At 60.9% G+C, this 19,776-nt stretch carries 16 protein-coding genes; 8 read left to right on the plus strand and 8 right to left on the minus strand.

The genetic code is table 11. The annotated features are described in order from the left end of the window. Positions 1–10: 10 nt before the first annotated feature. From EP376_RS10490 to cysQ, 3 genes are read right to left on the minus strand one after another with little or no spacing between them, the layout of a single operon-like run. Complete coding sequence (locus EP376_RS10490; protein ID WP_127655483.1) at positions 11–1,231, minus strand: glycosyltransferase family 2 protein; 1,221 nt, start codon at positions 1,229–1,231, stop codon at positions 11–13. Then, positions 1,228–2,025, minus strand: coding sequence for a 3-deoxy-manno-octulosonate cytidylyltransferase family protein (locus EP376_RS10495; RefSeq protein WP_127655484.1), 798 nt, complete (start codon positions 2,023–2,025; stop codon positions 1,228–1,230). The genes EP376_RS10490 and EP376_RS10495 overlap by 4 nt, the downstream gene beginning before the upstream one ends. Positions 2,026–2,030: 5 nt before the next feature. Then, positions 2,031–2,831, minus strand: coding sequence for a 3'(2'),5'-bisphosphate nucleotidase CysQ (gene cysQ, locus EP376_RS10500; protein WP_127655485.1), 801 nt, complete (start codon positions 2,829–2,831; stop codon positions 2,031–2,033). 193 nt (positions 2,832–3,024) lie between these two features. On the opposite strand from cysQ, the gene EP376_RS10505 reads away from it, so the two are divergent. From EP376_RS10505 to radC, 4 genes are all read left to right on the plus strand, one after another. Then, entirely contained in the window at positions 3,025–3,846 is an 822-nt protein-coding gene (locus EP376_RS10505) for an ABC transporter permease (protein ID WP_127655486.1), read from the plus strand. A gap of 315 nt (positions 3,847–4,161) precedes the next feature. Beyond that, positions 4,162–6,066, plus strand: a complete 1,905-nt coding sequence (dnaK, locus tag EP376_RS10510) for a molecular chaperone DnaK (protein ID WP_127655487.1) — start codon at positions 4,162–4,164, stop codon at positions 6,064–6,066. An 85-nt stretch (positions 6,067–6,151) separates the two neighbouring features. Then, positions 6,152–7,300 (plus strand): molecular chaperone DnaJ, encoded by a 1,149-nt coding sequence (dnaJ, locus tag EP376_RS10515; protein WP_127655488.1) that lies wholly within the window; start codon positions 6,152–6,154, stop codon positions 7,298–7,300. Positions 7,301–7,376: 76 nt separating this feature from the next. Continuing rightward, the gene (radC, locus tag EP376_RS10520) at positions 7,377–8,162 is read left to right on the plus strand and encodes a RadC family protein (RefSeq protein ID WP_127655489.1); all 786 of its coding nucleotides are present in this window, start codon (positions 7,377–7,379) and stop codon (positions 8,160–8,162) included. Here radC and EP376_RS10525 read toward each other — a convergent pair. The 3 genes from EP376_RS10525 to secA all read right to left on the minus strand — a co-directional run bounded on the left by EP376_RS10525 (position 8,153) and on the right by secA (position 13,629). Next, on the minus strand, positions 8,153–9,745 hold the full coding sequence (locus tag EP376_RS10525; protein WP_127655490.1) for a phosphate ABC transporter substrate-binding/OmpA family protein: 1,593 nt from the start codon (positions 9,743–9,745) through the stop codon (positions 8,153–8,155). The two genes, radC and EP376_RS10525, sit on opposite strands and share 10 nt — an antisense overlap. Then, entirely contained in the window at positions 9,742–10,593 is an 852-nt protein-coding gene (locus tag EP376_RS10530) for a hypothetical protein (RefSeq protein ID WP_127655491.1), read from the minus strand. Before EP376_RS10530 ends, EP376_RS10525 begins: the two co-directional genes overlap by 4 nt. Positions 10,594–10,905: 312 nt before the next feature. Further along, entirely contained in the window at positions 10,906–13,629 is a 2,724-nt protein-coding gene (gene secA / locus EP376_RS10535; protein WP_127655492.1) for a preprotein translocase subunit SecA, read from the minus strand. Between the two features lie 176 nt (positions 13,630–13,805). Here secA and EP376_RS10540 point away from each other — a divergent pair, with 176 nt between their 5' ends. The 4 genes from EP376_RS10540 to EP376_RS22980 all read left to right on the plus strand — a co-directional run bounded on the left by EP376_RS10540 (position 13,806) and on the right by EP376_RS22980 (position 16,556). Continuing rightward, the gene (locus tag EP376_RS10540) at positions 13,806–14,657 is read left to right on the plus strand and encodes a peptidylprolyl isomerase (protein ID WP_127655493.1); all 852 of its coding nucleotides are present in this window, start codon (positions 13,806–13,808) and stop codon (positions 14,655–14,657) included. Positions 14,658–14,661: 4 nt separating this feature from the next. Next, the gene (argJ, locus tag EP376_RS10545) at positions 14,662–15,879 is read left to right on the plus strand and encodes a bifunctional glutamate N-acetyltransferase/amino-acid acetyltransferase ArgJ (RefSeq protein WP_127655494.1); all 1,218 of its coding nucleotides are present in this window, start codon (positions 14,662–14,664) and stop codon (positions 15,877–15,879) included. 5 nt (positions 15,880–15,884) lie between these two features. Further along, positions 15,885–16,283, plus strand: coding sequence for an 8-oxo-dGTP diphosphatase MutT (mutT, locus tag EP376_RS10550; protein WP_127655495.1), 399 nt, complete (start codon positions 15,885–15,887; stop codon positions 16,281–16,283). Between the two features lie 123 nt (positions 16,284–16,406). Continuing rightward, on the plus strand, positions 16,407–16,556 hold the full coding sequence (locus EP376_RS22980; RefSeq protein WP_164744906.1) for a hypothetical protein: 150 nt from the start codon (positions 16,407–16,409) through the stop codon (positions 16,554–16,556). Between the two features lie 95 nt (positions 16,557–16,651). Here the strand turns inward: EP376_RS22980 and infB are convergent, their stop codons facing one another. Then, positions 16,652–19,141, minus strand: a complete 2,490-nt coding sequence (infB, locus tag EP376_RS10555) for a translation initiation factor IF-2 (protein WP_127655496.1) — start codon at positions 19,139–19,141, stop codon at positions 16,652–16,654. Then, on the minus strand, positions 19,138–19,767 hold the full coding sequence (locus tag EP376_RS10560) for an RNA-binding protein (protein WP_127655497.1): 630 nt from the start codon (positions 19,765–19,767) through the stop codon (positions 19,138–19,140). The genes infB and EP376_RS10560 overlap by 4 nt, the downstream gene beginning before the upstream one ends. Positions 19,768–19,776 lie beyond the last annotated feature (9 nt).

Raw genomic sequence — 19,776 nt, forward strand, 5'->3', positions numbered from 1 at the left:
AAAAATCAGGTCACGGCTCGCGGATTTCGGCCACTCTTGCCACTTCGCGGTCGATCCGATCCTGGAACCGCCAGTAACGGAATGCCGGATCGCGTCTGTCGGATGCTCCGAACAATCCACCCGACTGAAGCCAGAACCCGTCGGAGTGAAACACCACCCTGTGCCTGCGGATCGTCGGCGACAGGACAAAGGCACTTACACGGTGACCCTGTCTGACAAGTGATCGCGCCTCGTCCAGGATACGGGCCGATTGCCATGACCGGCCAGAGACAACGCGGTGCCCTCGTGATGTTGAGGTCGAAAACGGAACAAACCCCGCGTCGCCCTCGGGGATGCTTTCGGGTCGGGTAAACGGGCGACCCAATCCTGCCTTGCAGCCTTCATCGAAGGATTTCAGAAGCCGACTGACGTCGCGGGGTTCAAGCCGCCCGTCGATCAGGTGACGATACAGGCGTTTCGACTGTCGCTCCCGCTCTGCGTCGATCAGGGAGGCGACCTGCGCTTGCTCTGAATGGCGACGCAGAAACGCCGCAACACTTGCCCCGATCTCGAACAGTGTCAGCGGGACCCGATCTGCCGTCCGGCGCTTGCTGGCGGTGAAGCCGTGATGCACGACGGCGCGTGGCACGATCGCGGTCACGGCATCCTGCGCCGCAAGTCGGAGATTGAGGTCGGTCTCGTCGAGATAGAACCGAAACACGGGGTCAAACCCCCCGTTCATAAGCAAAATGTCCTTGCGAAAGGCCATGTTCGTGCCTTCAGTCTTGATCGCCTGCCCGGCACTGCCGCGATGAAACTCGGGCTTCGATCCGGTGATCGGCAAGGGCTCTGACGTGGCATCCGCAAGGGCGACGCGGGCACCCCATTGCAACGAAATCCCGTTGCGGCCGATCACATAGCCGCCTGCCGCAACGGCTGGCGACGCGAAGACCCCGCACAGATGATCAAGCCATGTCGGTTCTGGCACCGCATCGTCATCGATGAACGCCACAATGTCGCCTGCCGCCTGCCGGATCCCCAGATTGCGGGCGGCGGAGATGTTCTCCTCGTCGTAGCGGACAAGCTTGATCCGCCCCGACCACGGTGCCAAGGCCGTCTGGCCTTCGCGATTGGTGACGACGATGATCTCGAAGGTCGGATAGACCAGCTGCGACAAGCCCGTCAGACAGCGCGTCAGTGCCTGCGGCCGCCCCTGGCTGACCACGACGACGCTGACTGGCGCCAGGGTCACGCGATCCCCATTTTCGCCATCATCTTTTCGAGCTTGGGCACGTCCTCGGGATTGTTCAACTCCCAGAACTGACGCCCGCGAGCATCCACCTCGACGCAAAGGACATCGAGACCATTTTCGAGAAACCGGAGCTGTTCCAGACCCTCAAGCCGTTCCAAGGGCCCCTGCGGAAGCGTCGCATAGGCGCTCAGGGCATCAGGACGATAGGCGTAAACACCGACATGGTGGAAGACAGGCGTGGCTTCCGCGTCGGCATAGCTCTGGCCCATGTAGGGGATGACCTCTTTCGAGAAATAGAGCGCTCGTCCCCCAGCGCCGAAGACCGCCGTCGTTCCGCCGACCCGGCCGGCACGCCGATCCTCGAGCAGCCCGTTGAGAGCGGCACCTTCGGTGCGCAGGACCGGTGTCGCCATCTGGGCATCGGACCGGCCCAGCGCCTCGATCAGGGCCTCGATGAACCATGGGGGCGTCAGGGGTGCATCGCCTTGCAGGTTGACGACCATGTCGAAATCGCCACCCAAAAGGCCCAGCGCTTCCGAGCAGCGTTCGGTCCCATTGCGACATTGATCAGAGGTCCGGATCACCTCGGCCCCGAACCCCTGACAATGCTGATCTATCCTGTCGTCATCCGTTGCGATCACGACACGGCTCACGCCCTGCACCTCTTGCGCGACGTTCCAGGTTCTCTGGATCAGGCTGAGCGCCACGCCCTGCGCGCCACGCAACTCGACCAGTGGTTTGCCGGGATACCTGACAGAGGCATACCTCGCGGGGATGACGATCAGAACAGACATCCGGGTCAGGCGGGCTTGAGCTCGACCCCGGGCGCATAGGCGATGAAGAACGGATTTGCGAACCCGTCCTTGCCGTATTGCAGGGGTGTGTGATCGTCGAAACGCACGACATGGCCACCGGCGCCACGCAGAACGGCGTCCGCAGCGGCGGTGTCCCATTCCATCGTCCGGCCGAGACGGGGATAAAGGTCCGCCTCACCTGCCGCGATCAGGCAGAATTTCATCGAGGAACCGGCGCTCGTCATATCCTTGACGCCATATTTCCCGATGTAATCGTCCGTCGCCTGATCCCGGTGGGATTTCGACGCCACGACCATCAGGGCCGCGTTGTCGGGCGCCGTGTTCACGCTGATCGGACGCTGTTCGCCGACGACATCAACGGACTGATCCCCGATCTCTTCGACGGTCTGACCATCGGGGAGGGTGTAGAACAACCGGTTCTTGGCCGGCGCGTAAACGACACCCCGTGTCGGAACGCCGTTCTCGACATAGGCGATGTTGACCGTGAAATCGCCGCGGCGCTGGATGAATTCCTTGGTGCCGTCGAGCGGATCCACAATCAGGAAGGTCGAGACGGCCTGTCCGTGGCTGTCGGCCTGTTCCTCGGTGACAAGGGCGACATCGGGAAATGCCGCGCGCAGACCAGCCGAAATAATGGCATCCGCCGCCTCGTCAGCCGCTGTCACGGGGCTTTCATCGCTCTTGACCTTCACGTCGAAATCATCGGCGTTGTAGATCTCCATGATCTTTTCGCCGCCAAGCAGCGCCAAATTCCGCAACACGTCCATCAAAGTGTCGTAATTCATCAATAACCTCTTTTAGATTTTGCCCGGTCAAGGCGAATTTGTTGATCTGTGGTTTCGCGCTCCTTATGGTGCGAGCTTGGTATTTCGGCAAGGAATTCATGCAAGACCGGGCTGCCGCACGGCGTATGCGTTGACCGATGCGGGGGATGAACGGGATGCGGCGCACTGATGCCGCGAAAACGGGCAGGTTGGAATGTTGGATCTTTCTGGCAGACAAAGGCGCAGGCGCGGTATTCTTCCGATCCTTGACCTGATCTACCACAGCACCGTCCGGAACATCCGCAAGACCCACCGAAATGCGCTGGCCGGTCTGTTTCTGGATATCCTTCAGACGCTGGTCTTTGTCGCCGCATTCTTCATGATGTTCTCGATCCTCGGAATGCGCGGAAGCGCGATCCGGGGCGATTTCATGCTTTACCTGATGTCGGGCATCTTCCTGTTTCTTCTGCATACAAAGACGGTCGCCGCCGTCGTCAGGGCAGAGGGTCCGACCTCGTCGATGATGCAGCATGCGCCGCTGAACACGATGATCACGATCAGTGCCGCTGCCCTTGGCACATTGTATCTTCAGCTGCTGTCGCTTTTCGTGATCCTGTTCTTCTACCATGTCATCGTCACGCCGATCGAAATCTACCACCCGATCGGTGCGATGGGCATGGTCCTTCTGGCATGGGTCTGCGGCATCGGGGTCGGCATGTTGTTCATGGCGATGCGGCCCTGGGCGCCCGATTTCGTCACGATCGCCACATCGATCTATTCGCGGGCCAACATGATCGCCTCGGGCAAGATGTTCGTGGCCAATTCGCTGCCGGGCTACATGCTGGTGATGTTCGCGTGGAACCCGCTGTTCCATATCATTGATCAGTGTCGCGGGTTCGTTTTTATAAACTACAACCCGCATTTCACGTCGATCAGCTATCCGATCTGGATGTCGCTGCTGTTCCTGATGCTTGGACTGATGGGCGAGTTCTACACCCGCAAACGCGCCTCGGCGAGCTGGGGCGCAACACGGTAATTGCCCAAAGGGCGATCCCACTGAAGAACATCCTGGCCCGCCTGATGATCCCGGGCAGACCAAACGCGATGGCACGCCCTTTCCTGACAAAAGAGGTCGAACCTGCCAGATGCCATCCCCGCTGCCGGCGTTTGTGGCAGATAGTCAAAAAGAGATTGGTTTTGCTGTCACGAGCCCTTTTCGTGCGCTTGCAGCGACTGGGACTGCTCCCTATATACCCAACGATCGGCGCTGAGGCGCCACATTGAAGCCATTGGATCGGATGCCGGAACGGGTCCGCTCCGCTCAAACCGCCTGAAGAGAGGGATTTGAACTATGGGAAAAGTAATCGGTATTGACCTTGGTACGACGAACTCCTGCGTCGCCATCATGGACGGCTCCAAGCCTCGGGTCATCGAGAACGCCGAAGGCGCCCGGACGACACCGTCCATCGTGGCCTTCACCGAAGAAGAGCGGCTTGTCGGCCAGCCTGCAAAACGTCAGGCCGTCACCAACCCGGACAACACGATCTTCGCAGTCAAGCGCCTGATCGGTCGCCGTTTCGACGACAGCGACATCGAGAAGGACAAGAAGAACCTTCCGTTTGACGTCATCAACGGCGGCAACGGCGACGCATGGGTCGAAGCCCGCGGGGAGAAATACAGCCCCAGCCAGATTTCCGCCTTCATCCTGCAAAAAATGAAGGAAACCGCCGAGAGCTATCTTGGCGAGGAGGTTACGCAGGCCGTCATCACCGTGCCTGCCTATTTCAACGACGCTCAGCGTCAGGCCACGAAAGATGCGGGCAAGATCGCCGGCCTCGAAGTTCTGCGGATCATCAACGAACCGACAGCAGCCGCGCTTGCCTATGGCCTCGACAAGAAAGACAGCAAGACCATTGCCGTCTATGACCTTGGCGGCGGCACTTTCGACGTCACGATCCTCGAGATCGACGACGGTCTGTTCGAAGTCAAATCCACCAACGGCGACACGTTCCTCGGCGGTGAAGACTTCGACATGCGGATCGTCAACTACCTCGCCGACGAGTTCAAGAAAGAGAACCAGGTCGATCTGACGAAGGACAAGATGGCCCTTCAGCGCCTGAAGGAAGCTGCCGAAAAGGCCAAGATCGAACTGTCGAGCTCGAGCCAGACCGAAATCAACCAGCCCTTCATCTCGATGGGGTCGAACGGGCAGCCGCTTCACCTCGTGATGAAGCTGACCCGCGCCAAGCTGGAAAGCCTGGTCGGCGATCTGATCAAGAATTCGATCGCACCGTGCAAGGCCGCCCTCAAGGATGCGGGCCTGTCGGTCGGTGACGTGGACGAGGTTGTCCTTGTCGGCGGCATGACCCGGATGCCCCGGGTCAAGGAAGAAGTCTCGAAGTTCTTCGGAAAAGAGCCCCATCAGGGCGTGAACCCCGATGAGGTCGTGGCTCTTGGTGCCGCCATTCAGGCAGGTGTCCTTCAGGGTGACGTGAAGGACGTTGTCCTTCTCGACGTGACGCCGCTGTCCCTTGGTATCGAGACGCTGGGTGGCGTGTTCACCCGCCTGATCGACCGCAACACGACGATCCCGACGAAGAAGAGCCAGATCTTCTCGACCGCCGAGGACAACCAGAACGCCGTGACGATCCGGGTGTTCCAGGGCGAACGCGAGATGGCGGCCGACAACAAGATGCTGGGTCAGTTCAACCTCGAAGACATCCCGCCGGCACCGCGCGGCATGCCCCAGATCGAGGTGACCTTCGACATCGATGCGAACGGCATCGTCTCTGTCGGCGCCAAGGACAAGGCGACCGGCAAGGAGCAGACGATCACGATCCAGGCGTCGGGCGGTCTGTCGGACGACGAGATCGACCAGATGGTCAAGGACGCCGAGGCCAACGCGGAAGCCGACAAGGCCCGCAAGGAGCTTGTCGAGGCACGGAACCAGGCCGAAAGCCTGATCCATTCCACAGAGAAGTCGATGGAAGAGCATGGCGACAAGGTCGATCCGTCGACGATCGAGGCGATCGAGCTTGCCATTGCAGCGCTGAAGGACGAGCTGGACGGCGACAATCCCGAGAAGATCAAATCGGGCATCCAGAACGTGACCGAAGCCGCGATGCGGCTTGGCGAAGCGATTTACAAGGCCAGCCAGGACGAGGGCGAAGAAGCGACGCCCGCGGACGAGCCCTCGGATGAAGATACGATCGTCGATGCCGATTTCGAGGATATCGATGACGACAAGCGGAGCTAAGCTCCGGGTGTAACCAAGAGACAGGCCGGCCCCGCCGCTGAAAGGTGTCTGGGCCGGCCTTTCCGTCTCGGAAGGGAATCCTCGCATGTCCAAACGCGATTATTACGAAGTTCTCGGAATTTCCAGGGGCGCGAATGCGGACGAGATCAAGAAGGCCTACCGCCAGAAGGCGAAAGAGCTTCACCCCGACCGCAACGCCGACAATCCCGAATCCGAGGCCCAGTTCAAAGAAGCGAACGAGGCCTACGAAGTTCTGAAAGATGCCGACAAGAAAGCGGCCTATGACCGCTTTGGTCATGCCGCTTTCGAAGGTGGCATGGGCGGCGGTGGACGACCGGGCGGCGGGTTCCGCGGCCAGGGCGATTTCGCCTCTGCCTTCTCTGATGTGTTCGACGACCTGTTCGGCGACATCATGGGCGGCGGACGCGGCGGCGGACGAAACCGTGCCTCGCGCGGCAGTGACCTGCGTTACAATCTGCGCATCACCCTCGAAGAGGCCTATGCAGGCCTCCACAAGACAATCAACGTCCCCTCCTCGGTCGCATGCACATCCTGTAGCGGAACCGGCGCAGAGGGCGGCGCAGAACCACAGACCTGCCCCACGTGCTCCGGCATGGGCAAGGTGCGGGCACAGCAGGGATTCTTTACCGTCGAGCGGACCTGCCCCACCTGCAACGGCATGGGCCAGACGATCAAGAACCCGTGCAAGGAATGCCACGGCGCAGGCCGGGTCGAAAAAGAGCGCGCTTTGTCGGTCAACATCCCCGCGGGCGTCGAAACCGGCACGCGGATCCGGCTCGCTGGCGAAGGCGAGGCCGGTATGCGCGGCGGGCCGTCGGGCGATCTCTATATCTTCATCGAGGTTCGCGAACACACCCTGTTCAAGCGGGATGGAACGAACCTCTTTTGCCGTGTCCCCGTTTCGATGGCATCGGCGGCCCTTGGCGGCGATATCGAAGTGCCCACGATCGATGGCGGCAAGAGCCGGGTGAAGATCCCCGAAGGAAGCCAGTCTGGTCGTCAGATGCGCTTGCGCGGCAAGGGCATGCCCGCGATCCGCAGTTCCGAGGTCGGTGACATGTTCATCGAGCTGGCAGTCGAGACTCCGGTCAATCTGACATCCCGGCAAAAAGAACTTCTGCGTGAATTCGAGGATCTGAGCGCCGAGAACAATCCGCAAAGCGCGGGCTTCTTTTCCTCGGTCAAGAATTTCTGGGATTCGATGAAGGGCTGACCTTATGGGACGGCGCACGCCGCGCGCCGGTCCGCCGTTAACCTTGCAGTAAACAGAATCGCGCAACGATCCCGGTATGCAGGATCAGTTGTCATTCTCCGACTTACCGACGAGGCCCTATACGCAGCCTCACAAGGTGCCGGGTCCGGACCCGGACGAAACACCCGTCATCGCGGGGCGCGGTCGTCTGCCTTCCTATATCTCGGATCACCGCAAACGACTGAGAGAGCGGTTCATGTCGGGCGGTGCCGATGCCCTGCCCGACTACGAGCTTCTGGAACTCGTCCTGTTCCGGGCAATTCCCCGGCAGGATGTCAAACCGCTTGCCCGGCGCATGATCGACAAGTTCGGTGACTACAATGCCGTCCTGTCCGCCAACCCCCGTGAGCTTTCAAAGCTTCACGGTGTCGGCAACGCTGTCATCGTCGAGCTGAAGATCATCGAAGCCGCCGCCCAACGGCTCGCCCGATCCCGGGTGATGGAACGCCATGCAGTCTCAAGCTGGGACGCGCTGATTGCCTATTGCCGCACGATCATGGCGCACCGCGAAGTCGAACAGTTCCGCATCCTGTTTCTTGATCGGCGCAATGTCCTGATCGCGGATGAAGAACAGGCCCGTGGAACCGTCGATCACGTTCCGGTCTACCCTCGCGAAGTGGTCAAACGCGCGCTCGAATTGAATGCCTCGGCCATCATCCTCGTGCACAATCACCCGTCTGGGGACCCCACACCTTCAGAGTCGGATATCGTGATGACCCGTAGGATCGACGAGGCCGCGACGACGCTCGGCATCACGGTTCATGACCACATCATCGTGGGGCGCTCGGGCGAGTTGAGCTTTCGGGCAACCGGTCATCTATAACGCTCAGAGGTGGCCCATAATTCGACCCGTCGATTGACCTGTTGGCCCCAGCTCGTCTCGTCACAGCTGACGGGCATGACCTCACCCAGCGGCACGATATCGAGAACCTGTCCCTCTGGCAGCTTTCCCCCCAATGCCTCGAGGATGGCCTCCCTGACGGCCTCCGCCCGGGCCTCGGACAGAACCAGGTTCGTGCTTGCAGGGCCCTGCCCATCACTGAACCCCGCCAGCAGAAGATCCCGTCCCGCATAGCGGCCCTCTGCGATCGCATGCGCGAGGGCCCTGACCCGTGCGAGGGACGATGGATCAAGCGTGCTGCGCCCGGGCTCAAACCGGAATGTCGGGGTCAGCCGTTCCCGGCCCTCGATCACATCGGCAAGCGACAGGAGAGGCCCGAGACCCAGCTCATCCCCTGCCCTCTGGATTGCGCTGACGATCCTGTCACCCTGCTGGCCAACGGGGATGGGAGAGGCAACCTCGCCCGGCACACCAATGCGCCGCATGATCCGCTGCGCCTCGGCCCCCGACAACCAATCGATGAAGTCCCGTCCGAACGGGCCCAGCCTCCAGGGTGGCAGATAAAGGTAAAGCGGGACAGTCAGCGGATAATCCCCGGTCTTGACCGAATTCAGCGTCGCCACATCGAGAAGACCGCAGCGCCCCTCAAGAGGAAGCGCAACGGCATTTCCAACCCTCTCGAACGAGACGATCCCCATCGCGTTCGGGTCCGTCATGACGGCGGCAACCACGTCCCTGTCGGTTGGGTGCAGCGTGACATCGTCCGTCAGTTCATACCCCATCGGCGCAAGTACCGTTTCGATGAAATAGGCTGCAAGCCCGGTCTCGGACGGGCCCAGATGCAACGCGATCCGCGCGTCCGGGCCTCCTAGCTCCGACCAGCGGATGATCTCTCCTGAGAATATCCCGGCCAACGCGGTCAACGAAACGGGTCCCGCATCCGCACCCGGCGAGACGATCGGCACGACAGCATCATAGGCCAGAAGCCGGATGTGCCGGGTCGCGTCCAAACCGGATGGCAGAGGGCCCGCCCGCCCCAGATCCTCGGACTGAACGGGCCGGGCAGCCATGGCGATATCCGCGTCGCCGCGTTCAAGTGCCGACAAGCCTGCCTCGGTCGTTGTGAGATGGAAACTGAGCCGGACCCCGGGCTCTTCGCCCCGCGCTGCCAATTCGTAGACAAAGCGCCTGTCACCGGCCTCCCGACGCTCGGCAAGCAAGGCGTTCGAACGGGCATATCCTTCGACCAATGCAGGTAAGATCAGATCGCCTATGCGGCTCGTGCCAGCAAAGCGGATCTCCTCGACGAAGGTGTCAGGATCAGGACAGGCCGCACCCGTGCAGGTCACCTCGCGGTAATCCAGGGTCAGCTCTCCGTGACGGGTCTCGAGGCGAAGGTATTCTCCATCAAACCCAAGAACACTGCCCTCGATCTCGAGGGCCCCTTGCCCGGTTCTGATCGTGACGTCTTGGGCATTGACGAGAGGCGCACAAACGAAAAGTGCGGCGAAAATCGCCGCACTTCGATAGGCCAGCCATGAAAACCCAAACCAATCGCGCGTCATCTCGACGCGAGTGTCAGACTCTCAAGCATATTTTTCAATACAAGAAACTCACCAACAGCCTCACAACCCGGGAGGGTCATCGTCAGATCAAGGGCATATGGCACCGACCCCGGGGCAAGCTGGATCGTCTGGGCGGAAATCTCGCGCCCGCAGGTCGTCGGCAGGATTTCCGCCTCAACCGAAATCTCGACCTCGCCGGAACCGGCCAGCATGCCCGAAGGGAATGTATAGACCTCGGCGTAATAGGCGTTGTCCACCCCATCAGCGCCAAGCGAGACAAGGAAACCACCCTCTCCGTTGATCGCGGCCTCAGGGCTCCGTGACGAGGCGGACCAGACGTGGCCATCTTCCTCGTAGGCAGCACCAAATTCCAGCGCATGGATCTGAAGACCCGTCTCACCCTGCCACTGAAGGACAGCACGGTCGTAATTGGCAAGGTCCGGCACGGTGACGATGGCCGCCGCACCCGACCCACCCGGAAGCTCTGCGATGAAGACGGCATTGTCGGCAAGCGCAGGAACCTCGATCGTCGCCAGACCCGTCTCGTCGACAAACGTCGAAAAGATCATGCCCTGGTGATGGATCGTCGCGACGCTATTGGCCGAGCAGGGCGCGTCAAGCACGAGTGATACCATCGCCGCGTCGATCACTTCGGCATTCAGATCGGGAACGCAGACAAGGCCGCTTTCGGCGACATCCGGCATCGCGTCGGTCATCACTTCGCTGTCGCTCTGCGCGGCATCAGCCGCAGCTAGATCGACGGTGGGCACGGGCACATCCTCCAGCTGGGGGACAGCCACGACCGGCGCGGCTTCGCTGTCGATTGCAGGAACGTTTGGAATCTTCACGGCAACACTGGCCTGTTGGGGAAACTGCATCGGAGGAACAGGCCCCTGGGCCCGTTCATCGTCGCCAACCATGCGAGACGCCAGGGCGTCGCCGTTTTGCATGACGAATCCGATCGCCATCGCGATCGAGAAGGTACTACCGGCAATTGCGTATTTGCGGACTCGGGACACGATTCCCTCCCACTCCATAATGGATCAGGAGGAAGGTGCCCCAGAATGATGGCCCGGAGACGACGTTAAATGGGTAAGATCCTGCCCCGAATCTGTCAGAAAAAGGGCATCGTAAACAATAGGTTAAGAATCAGAGAATTGTCAGAATTTGCCGTGACAATGCTTGAACTTCTTTCCCGATCCGCAGGGACAAAGGTCATTCCGTCCCGGATTGCCCCAAGTGGTCGGATCGTTTTCATCGAACCCCTCGGCTGCGCCCTCGGTGGGTGTCGTGCCTGCTGAGGCGGGCGCCGCTGCGGCCGCCCCGCCTGCGGTGGCCAGCGCGGGGTTGGCGCGCCGTTGCTGCTCCATCACCTGCTGAAGCATGGCCTTCTGCTCTTCTTCCGTCATGGGACGGATCTGCGCGAGCTTGAGAGTGACCTCGTTGCGAAGACTGTCCAGAAGCCCGCCGAACAGCTGGAAGCTTTCGGTCTTGTATTCGTTGAGGGGGTCGCGCTGCGCATAGCCACGGAACCCCACGACCGAGCGGAGATGTTCTAGGGTCAGCAGGTGTTCGCGCCACTTGGCATCAATCGTCTGAAGCAGGATCTGCTTTTCGATGTTGCGCATGACGTCGCTGCCGAACGTGTCGGCCTTCTCGGTCATCTTCTTGTCCGACGCCTCTTCAAGACGCTCGCGGATGTCGTTGTCATCGACGCCTTCCTCGGCGGCCCATTCCGCGATGGGCAGGTCGATGCCCAACTGATCCCGGATCGCCTGCTGAAGGCCATCGGTGTCCCACTGGTCAGCATAGCTCTTTTCAGGCATGTGAATCGAGACAAGGTCGTCGATCACCTGATGGCGCATGTCGCGTGTGATCTCGGAGACGTCTTCGGCCTCCATGATTTCGCGGCGCTGGCCGAAGATCACCTTGCGCTGCTCATTCATCACGTCATCGAACTTGAGAAGCTGCTTACGGATATCGAAGTTCCGCGCCTCGACCTTGGTTTGTGCCCGCTCGAGGGATTTGTTGACCCAGGCGTGTTCGATTGCCTCGCCGTCTTTCATGCCAAGCGATGAGAGAACCTTGTCCAGACGGTCAGACCCGAAGATGCGCATCAGGTCATCTTCGAGGCTTAGGAAAAAGACCGACCGCCCCGGATCGCCCTGCCGGCCCGAGCGGCCGCGCAGCTGGTTGTCGATTCGCCGGCTTTCGTGCCGTTCGGTCGCCAGAACGAACAGACCGCCCGCCTCGATGACCTTCTTCTTGTCCTCGGCGTGTTCAGCCTCGATCCGGCTCCTCACCTCTTCGGGATCAAGTTCCGGATCGGCGGCGATCGCCTCGAGAACCTGAAGTTCGACATTGCCGCCAAGCTGGATGTCGGTGCCGCGGCCCGCCATGTTGGTCGCGATGGTCACAGCGCCGGGCTTGCCGGCATCTGCCACGATCTTGGCCTCCTGTTCGTGCTGACGCGCGTTCAGGACGTTGTGCGGTATGCCTTCTTTCTCCAGAAGACCGGACAGGAATTCCGATTTCTCGATCGAGGTCGTGCCGACAAGGATCGGCTGACCCTTCTTGTGCGCCTCCTTGATCTCTTCGACGACGCCGTCGAATTTCTCGCGCGCGGTGCGGTAGACAAGGTCGTTCTGGTCGACGCGGGCGATGGGCCGGTTCGTCGGAACCTCGACGACACCAAGGCCATAGATCTCCATGAATTCGTCAGCCTCGGTCATGGCCGTGCCGGTCATGCCGCCCAGCTTTTCGTAGAGCCTGAAGTAATTCTGGAACGTCACGGAGGCGAGGGTCACGTTCTCGGGCTGGATCGCCACGCCTTCCTTGGCCTCGATCGCCTGATGCAACCCATCCGACAGGCGGCGCCCGGTCATCATCCGGCCGGTGAACTCATCGATCAGCACGACATTCCCGTCGCGCACGATGTAGTCCTTGTCCCGCGTGAAAAGCTTGTGCGCCCGCAAGCCCTGGTTCACGTGATGGACAATCGTCGTGCTTTCCGGATCGTACAGACTTTGACCCTCGGGAAGAAGTTCGGCCTCGCGCAGCCGGTTCTCGAGGAATTCGTTGCCATCATCGGTAAAGCTGACGTTCCGACTTTTCTCGTCGAGATCGAAATGCTCATCCGAAATTTCGGGGATGAGCTTGTCGATCGCGACGTAAAGCTGGGATCTGTCCTGGCTTGGCCCAGATATGATCAGCGGCGTCCGCGCCTCATCGACGAGGATTGAATCGACCTCGTCCACGATCGCGAAATAGTGACCGCGCTGGTTCATCTGGCCCAGCTCGGATTTCATGTTGTCGCGCAGATAATCAAAGCCCAGCTCGTTGTTGGTGGCATAGGTGATGTCTGCGGCGTAGGCCTCTTTCTTTTCGGCCTCGGGCTGCTGCGGATAGATGACACCGGTCTTGAGGCCAAGCATGCCATAGACCTTGCCCATCCATTCCGCGTCTCGCTTGGCAAGGTAGTCGTTCACCGTAACCACGTGCACGCCGCGGCCGGTCAGCGCGTTCAGATAAGCCGGGAAGGTCGCGACAAGGGTCTTGCCTTCGCCGGTCTTCATCTCCGCGATATTGCCCTGATGCAGGAAGATGCCGCCGATCAGCTGCACGTCAAAGGCGCGAAGGCCAAGGGCCCGCTTGGCCGCCTCGCGGCAATTGGCAAAGGCCTCGGGAAGAATGTTGTCCAGATCCTCGCCACCCATGGCGCGCTTGGCAAGTTCTTCGGTTTTTGCCTTGAGGCCCTCGTCCGACAGCTTTTCGAATTCGGGTTCCAGCGCATTGATCTTTTCGACAAGGGGTCGAGCAGCTTTGACCTTGCGGTCATTCGTGGTGCCGAACACCTTTTTCGCGATCGATCCAAGTCCAAGCATTATCTGTCTTCTCCGACATGCGGCAAGAATTGCTGAGGAGGTTGCTTGCTGCCCAGGGGCCCGGAGCCTAAGTAAGGGGCGGGTTGCGGCCCCCTCGGAGCCCTTTGGCGATGTAAGGGGGCGCTGCCTGAGTGTCAACGTTGCCGTCCCAAGCGACAGAAAGAGGAAATGATTTCATGCAAAGACTGACCGCATCCCTAACCGGCTCCGTGCTGGCCCTTTTCGTGGCCGGAGCTGTCGCGGCTCAGGATGCACCGAACGCATCCGACGTCGTCGCGACGGTGAACGGAACCCAGATCACTCTTGGCCAAATGATCATCACCCGGAGCCAGCTTCCGCCCCAGTATCAGCAGCTTCCCGATGAGGTTCTGTTCAACGGGGTTCTGGATCAGCTGATCCAGCAGCAGGTTCTGGCGGATACCCTCGACGAGGAGCCGCTTCGCGTGACGCTGGCATTGGAAAACGAGCGGCGATCCTTGCTGGCCGGTGAGGTCGTCAACCAGATCAACACCGATTCGGTGACCGAAGATGGTGTGATGGCCCTTTACGACGAGATGATCGCCGACATGGGCCCGGCCGTGGAATACAACGCGGCGCATATCCTCGTGGAAACCGAGGAAGAGGCGCTTGCCGTGATTTCCCGGCTCGAGGCTGGCGAGGATTTCGCCGAGCTGGCGCGTGAATTGTCCACGGACTTCGGATCAGGCGCGAATGGTGGCGATCTGGGTTGGTTCGGGACGGGTGTCATGGTGCCCCCCTTCGAAGAGGCGGTTCTTTCGCTTGAAGAGGGTGAGGTTTCGTCACCGGTCGAGACTCAGTTCGGCTTTCACATCGTGACGCTGAAGGAAACGCGCGATGTCACGCCCCCCGCACTTGATCAGGTTCGCGCCGAACTTGAAGCAGAGCTGCGTCAGCGCGCGATACAGGATCGTCTGGCGAGCCTTCTCGACAGCGCGGAAATCGCCCGGCCCGAGGCTGGTGCCTTTGATCCTGCGGTCCTTCAGGACCTGACCCTTCTCGAGGAATAAGAAGATGCCGCCTGTCTCGCCCCTTGCTCCGGCCGGATTTCCGGATCTGCCCGTCATCGCCGGTGTCCGGTTTGCGACGGCGCAGGCCGGTGTCCGCTACAAGGGGCGGACAGATGTCATGCTGGCCGAACTTGCGGAAGGGACGTCGATCGCAGGGGTCTATACCCGGTCGGGGACGCGCTCTGCCGCGGTTCTGGATTGCCAGTCAAAGACGGGCGGCCCCAATGACGGCCGGGCCGCGATCCTCGTGAATTCCGGAAATGCGAATGCATTCACCGGCAGGAATGGTCAGGCCTCTGTCGATGCGATCTGTGCGGCGGTTGCCGAGCGTCTGTCGATCGAGCCGACGCGTGTTTTCACCTCGTCCACCGGCGTCATCGGCGAGCCCCTGTCCCATGACAGGATCATCGCAAAGATCGATGAACTGGCCGGCGCGCTGTCCGAGACCGGAGCCGAGGCGGCGGCCCGCGCCATCATGACAACTGACACGTTCGCGAAAGGTGCCTTCGCCGAACTAGAGGTTGGCGGCCAAACCGTCCGGATTTCCGGCTTTGCGAAGGGATCGGGCATGATCGCGCCGGATATGGCCACGATGCTGGTCTATATCTTTACGGATGCCATCGTGGCTCAGCCCACGCTTCAAGGCCTTGTCTCCGATCTGACGAACACGACGTTCAATTGCATCACGGTCGACAGCGATACCTCGACCTCCGATACCCTGATCTGTGCTGCAACGGGTGCTTCGGGCGTGGATGCCTCGAACGATGACGGCTTTGCCGCCGCACTTGGGCAGGTGATGCGCGATCTGGCGCATCAGGTTGTCCGTGACGGTGAAGGCGCGACAAAGTTCGTCGAGGTTCAGGTGACCGGCGCACGATCCGATCAAGATGCCCACAAGGCCGCGATGGCGATCGCGAATTCACCTCTCGTCAAGACGGCGATCGCGGGCGAAGATCCCAACTGGGGCAGGATCGTCATGGCCGTCGGAAAATCCGGTGCCGAGGCCGATCGCGATCAGCTTGCCATCCGGTTCGGCGACATTCTTGTCGCCACGGAGGGTTGGGTTGCGCCCGGGTATCGCGAAGAAGATGGCGCCGCCTACATGAAACTGCAGGACCTTGTTCTGAGCATTGATCTGGGTATCGCGGAGGGCACGGCCACGGTCTGGACCTGTGACCTGACCCACGGCTACATCGAGATCAACGCCGACTACAGGTCGTGACGGGAATGAAGATCGTTCTTGTCTCTGCCGTCGCGCTTGTCGATCCGGACGGTCGTGTTCTTCTGGCCCAGCGCCCTGAAGGCAAATCGATGGCGGGTCTGTGGGAGTTTCCGGGCGGCAAGGTCGAACCGGGCGAAAGCCCGGAAGATGCTCTCATACGCGAACTTCACGAAGAACTCGGGATAGAGACGTGGAATTCCTGCCTCGCGCCTCTGACCTTCGCATCCCACGGATACGAGGATTTTCATCTGCTGATGCCTCTGTTCATCTGTCGGCGATGGGAAGGGACACCCATCGCGCAGGAAGGCCAGACCTTGAAATGGGTCCGAGGGAATGACCTGCGAAGCTACCCGATGCCGCCGGCCGACATTCCGCTGATCCCTATCCTTCGCGACTGGATCTGAAACAGTTCGCGCCTTGCTCGTAAGATAATTTCCAAATTGATGAATTCCTAATCGACATTTAACGAAATATTTCTGAATATTGCACTATGTGGGGACAGTAGCGGTTTTGGGGAGGCCTTTGGGATGCTTAGAACGATCACGATCGGAAGCTGCGTTTCAGTGCAGGGTCTTCTTGTGCGGCAACTGAAGGACGGTCAGATCGTCATCCGCGTTGGCGACAGGATGTATCAGGGCAAACCCGTCTCCACATCGGCCAAGCCGTCTCACAGTTAGGGATCGGCCGGCCAAGTCTCTGTCGGATCGATAGACAAAAAGAAACGGGCAGCCCTTTGGCTGCCCGTTCTTTGTTCTGGCATAGGGAACGCGCGTCAAAGTGAACGTTCGACCGATTCCCGCTCAAAGATCTCGATGACATCGCCTTCGCGGATATCCTCGTAATTCTCGAACGCCATCCCGCATTCCTGTCCGGATTGCACCTCGGCAACCTCGTCCTTGAAGCGTTTCAGCGTCTTCAGCGTGCCCTCGTGGATCACGACATCATCGCGCAGCAGGCGGACACCAGCCGACCGACGGGCAACCCCTTCGGTCACAAGGCAACCGGCGACCCGACCAACACCAGAGACCTTGAAGACCTCCTTGATCGAGGCATAGCCGATGAACTTTTCGCGAACCTCATCCGAAAGAAGACCGGAGGCCGCCGCTTTCACATCGTCCACCAGATCGTAGATGACGGAATAGTAGCGGATCTCCACACCCTTCTGGTTGGCCGAATTCCGCGCCGGAGCATTCGCCCGGACGTTGAACCCGATCACCGGCGCATTCGATGCCTCGGCAAGGCCGATATCGCTTTCGGTAATGGCACCGACGCCGGAGTGAAGGACGCGAACGCGAACCTCCTCGTTTCCGATCTTCTCCATCGCCTGAACGATTGCCTCGGCAGAACCCTGCACATCGGCTTTCACGAGGATCGGAAGTTCGGCGACATTCTGATCTGCCTTGGCCTTCGCCAGAAGCTGATCCAGCGTGGTTGCGGCACCGGCGGCGGCCCGCTTGTCCTTGGCGGCCTGCTCCCGGTATTCGGCGATCTCGCGGGCCTGACCCTCGGTCTCGACGACGTTGAGGATGTCGCCGGCCTCGGGTGTGCCGTTCAGGCCCAGAACCTCGACCGGAACCGACGGACCGGCTTCTGCAACCCGATCGCCCTTGTCGTTGATCAGCGCACGAACCTTGCCGTATTGCTCGCCAACGACGAAGATATCGCCTTGGCGCAGGGTGCCGTTCTGAACCAGAACGGTGGCGACCGGGCCCCGGCCCACGTCAAGCTGCGCCTCGATGACGGCACCGGATGCGGCGCGCTCGGGATTGGCTTTCAGCTCGAGGATCTCGGCCTGAAGCGCGATTGCCTCGAGAAGTTCATCAAGACCCTGCCCAGTGACTGCGGAGACCTCGACGTCCTGGACATCGCCGGACAGCTTCTCGACGATGACTTCATGCTGAAGCAGGTCCGTGCGGACCTTGTCGGGGTTCGCTGCCGGGCGGTCGATCTTGTTGATCGCGATGATCATCGGAACCTTGGCCGCCTTGGCATGATTGATCGCTTCGATGGTCTGCGGCATGACCGCATCATCGGCTGCAACCACCAGAACCACGATATCCGTCACCTGCGCACCGCGTGCGCGCATCGAGGTAAAGGCCGCGTGGCCGGGCGTGTCGAGGAAGCTCAGGACAGCGCCGCTTTCGGTTGTCACCTGATAGGCGCCGATATGCTGCGTGATCCCTCCCGCTTCTCCGGCAACGACGTTGGCCTTGCGCAGGGCATCCAGCAGCGAGGTCTTGCCGTGATCGACGTGGCCCATGATCGTGATGACCGGAGGCCGCGGCTTGAGGTCCTCGGGGTTGTCCTCGACCGAGTCGATAACGTCCTCGACATCCGCGTCAGAAACGCGAACAACCTTGTGTCCGAATTCCTCGATGATCAGCTCGGCGGTATCGGCGTCGATCGACTGATTCTGGGTTGCCATGATGCCGTTTTGCATCAGCGCCTTTACCACGTCGGCCACACGCTCGGCCATCCGGTTCGCCAGTTCGCTGACGACGATCGCTTCGGGGAGCTGGACGTCGCGGACAACCTTTTCCCGCTCGACCTGACCGCCCATCGCTTTCTGGCGGGCCCGCTCCTGCTTGCGCTTCATCGCGGCCATGGACCGCTGGCGCCCGCCTTCTCGACCCGACAGTGCGTCGTTCAGCGTCAGCTTGCCTGCGCGGCGCCCGCCGTCCGAACGGTCGGGTTTGGCTTTGGTCGGGCGTTCGGGACGAACATCGCGTTCACGGTCAGTCTTGCGGGCGGGCACGGCCCGGCCGGGGCCTGCGTCGACGGGCGGCGCGGCCTCTTGCGGCTCGGCGGGCTTGGCCGGTGCTGCCTTGGCGGCTGCGGCCTCTTCCTGCTTGCGGCGTTCTTCCTCGGCCTTGGCCTTCAGCGCCTCTTCGCGCTCACGCTCTTCGCGTTCTTTCGCTTCGGCCTCGGCCCGGCGGCGCTCACGCTCTTCGGCGCGGGCCTTTTCCTCGGCTTCGCGGGCCGCGGCTTCTTCGGATTCGCGGGCCTTGGCCATTGCCAAGGCCTTCATCCGGCGCTCGAGTTCGGCATCCGAAATACCAGCGGGGCGCTTCGACGGATCACCTTTGACCGCACCCCCAGTGGAACCAGCACCCGGCGCGGCGCCGGGCTTGGGAACAACCACGCGCTTGCGCTTGGTCTCAACCACGACGTTCTTCGTCCGGCCGTGGCTGAAGCTTTGCTTCACATTGCCCGGGCGGGCGCCACGCAGACCAAGAGGTTTTTTGCCGTCGGTATCGCTCATGAAACTTCTGTATCCTTCCCGGAAGAGCCATCTCCCCCGTCAAAATCCCGCAAACCACGCAGTTTCGCGGCCTCATCTACAACACGGTTGCTGAGTCCACCAGATGCAAGCGCGCCATGTATCACACTTTGCCGTCCGAATGCCAAACCCAATTCCTGCGAGGTCAGGCACCCGAAATACCGGGCGCCTGTTGGCGTCCAGAGTTTGGACTTTCCTCGTTCCGATCCGTCAGCCGCCTGAAGCAGGACCCGGACAGGCTCGGTCGAGAGCCATGCTTTTACCTTTTCGAACCCGCAAACCGCAAGACCCGCCTTTCGGGCCAGAGAAATCAGGTTGACGACCCGGCTGGCCAACTGACGCTCGACCTGTTCGATCAGGTCATCGGGAACCTTGACCCGTTCCTTGGCCGACCTTGAAAACTGGCCGGCCTTGGCCTTGTCCAGAATGGCACGGTCTGCGGTGACCCACATTCCCCGACCGGGAAGCTTCTCGAGGATATCGGGCACGACTTCGCCGTCAGGGCCGATCACGAACCGGATCAATCCCGCTTTTGGCTGCACCTCCCCCGTGACGATACATCGTCTTTCAGGGGCATCGGGCCGATTTTTGTTGCCGCCGCGGGTCATACCCAGCTT

Origin of the sequence: Alexandriicola marinus (assembly GCF_004000435.1) — a bacterium.
In the GTDB taxonomy this organism is placed as follows: domain Bacteria; phylum Pseudomonadota; class Alphaproteobacteria; order Rhodobacterales; family Rhodobacteraceae; genus Alexandriicola; species Alexandriicola marinus.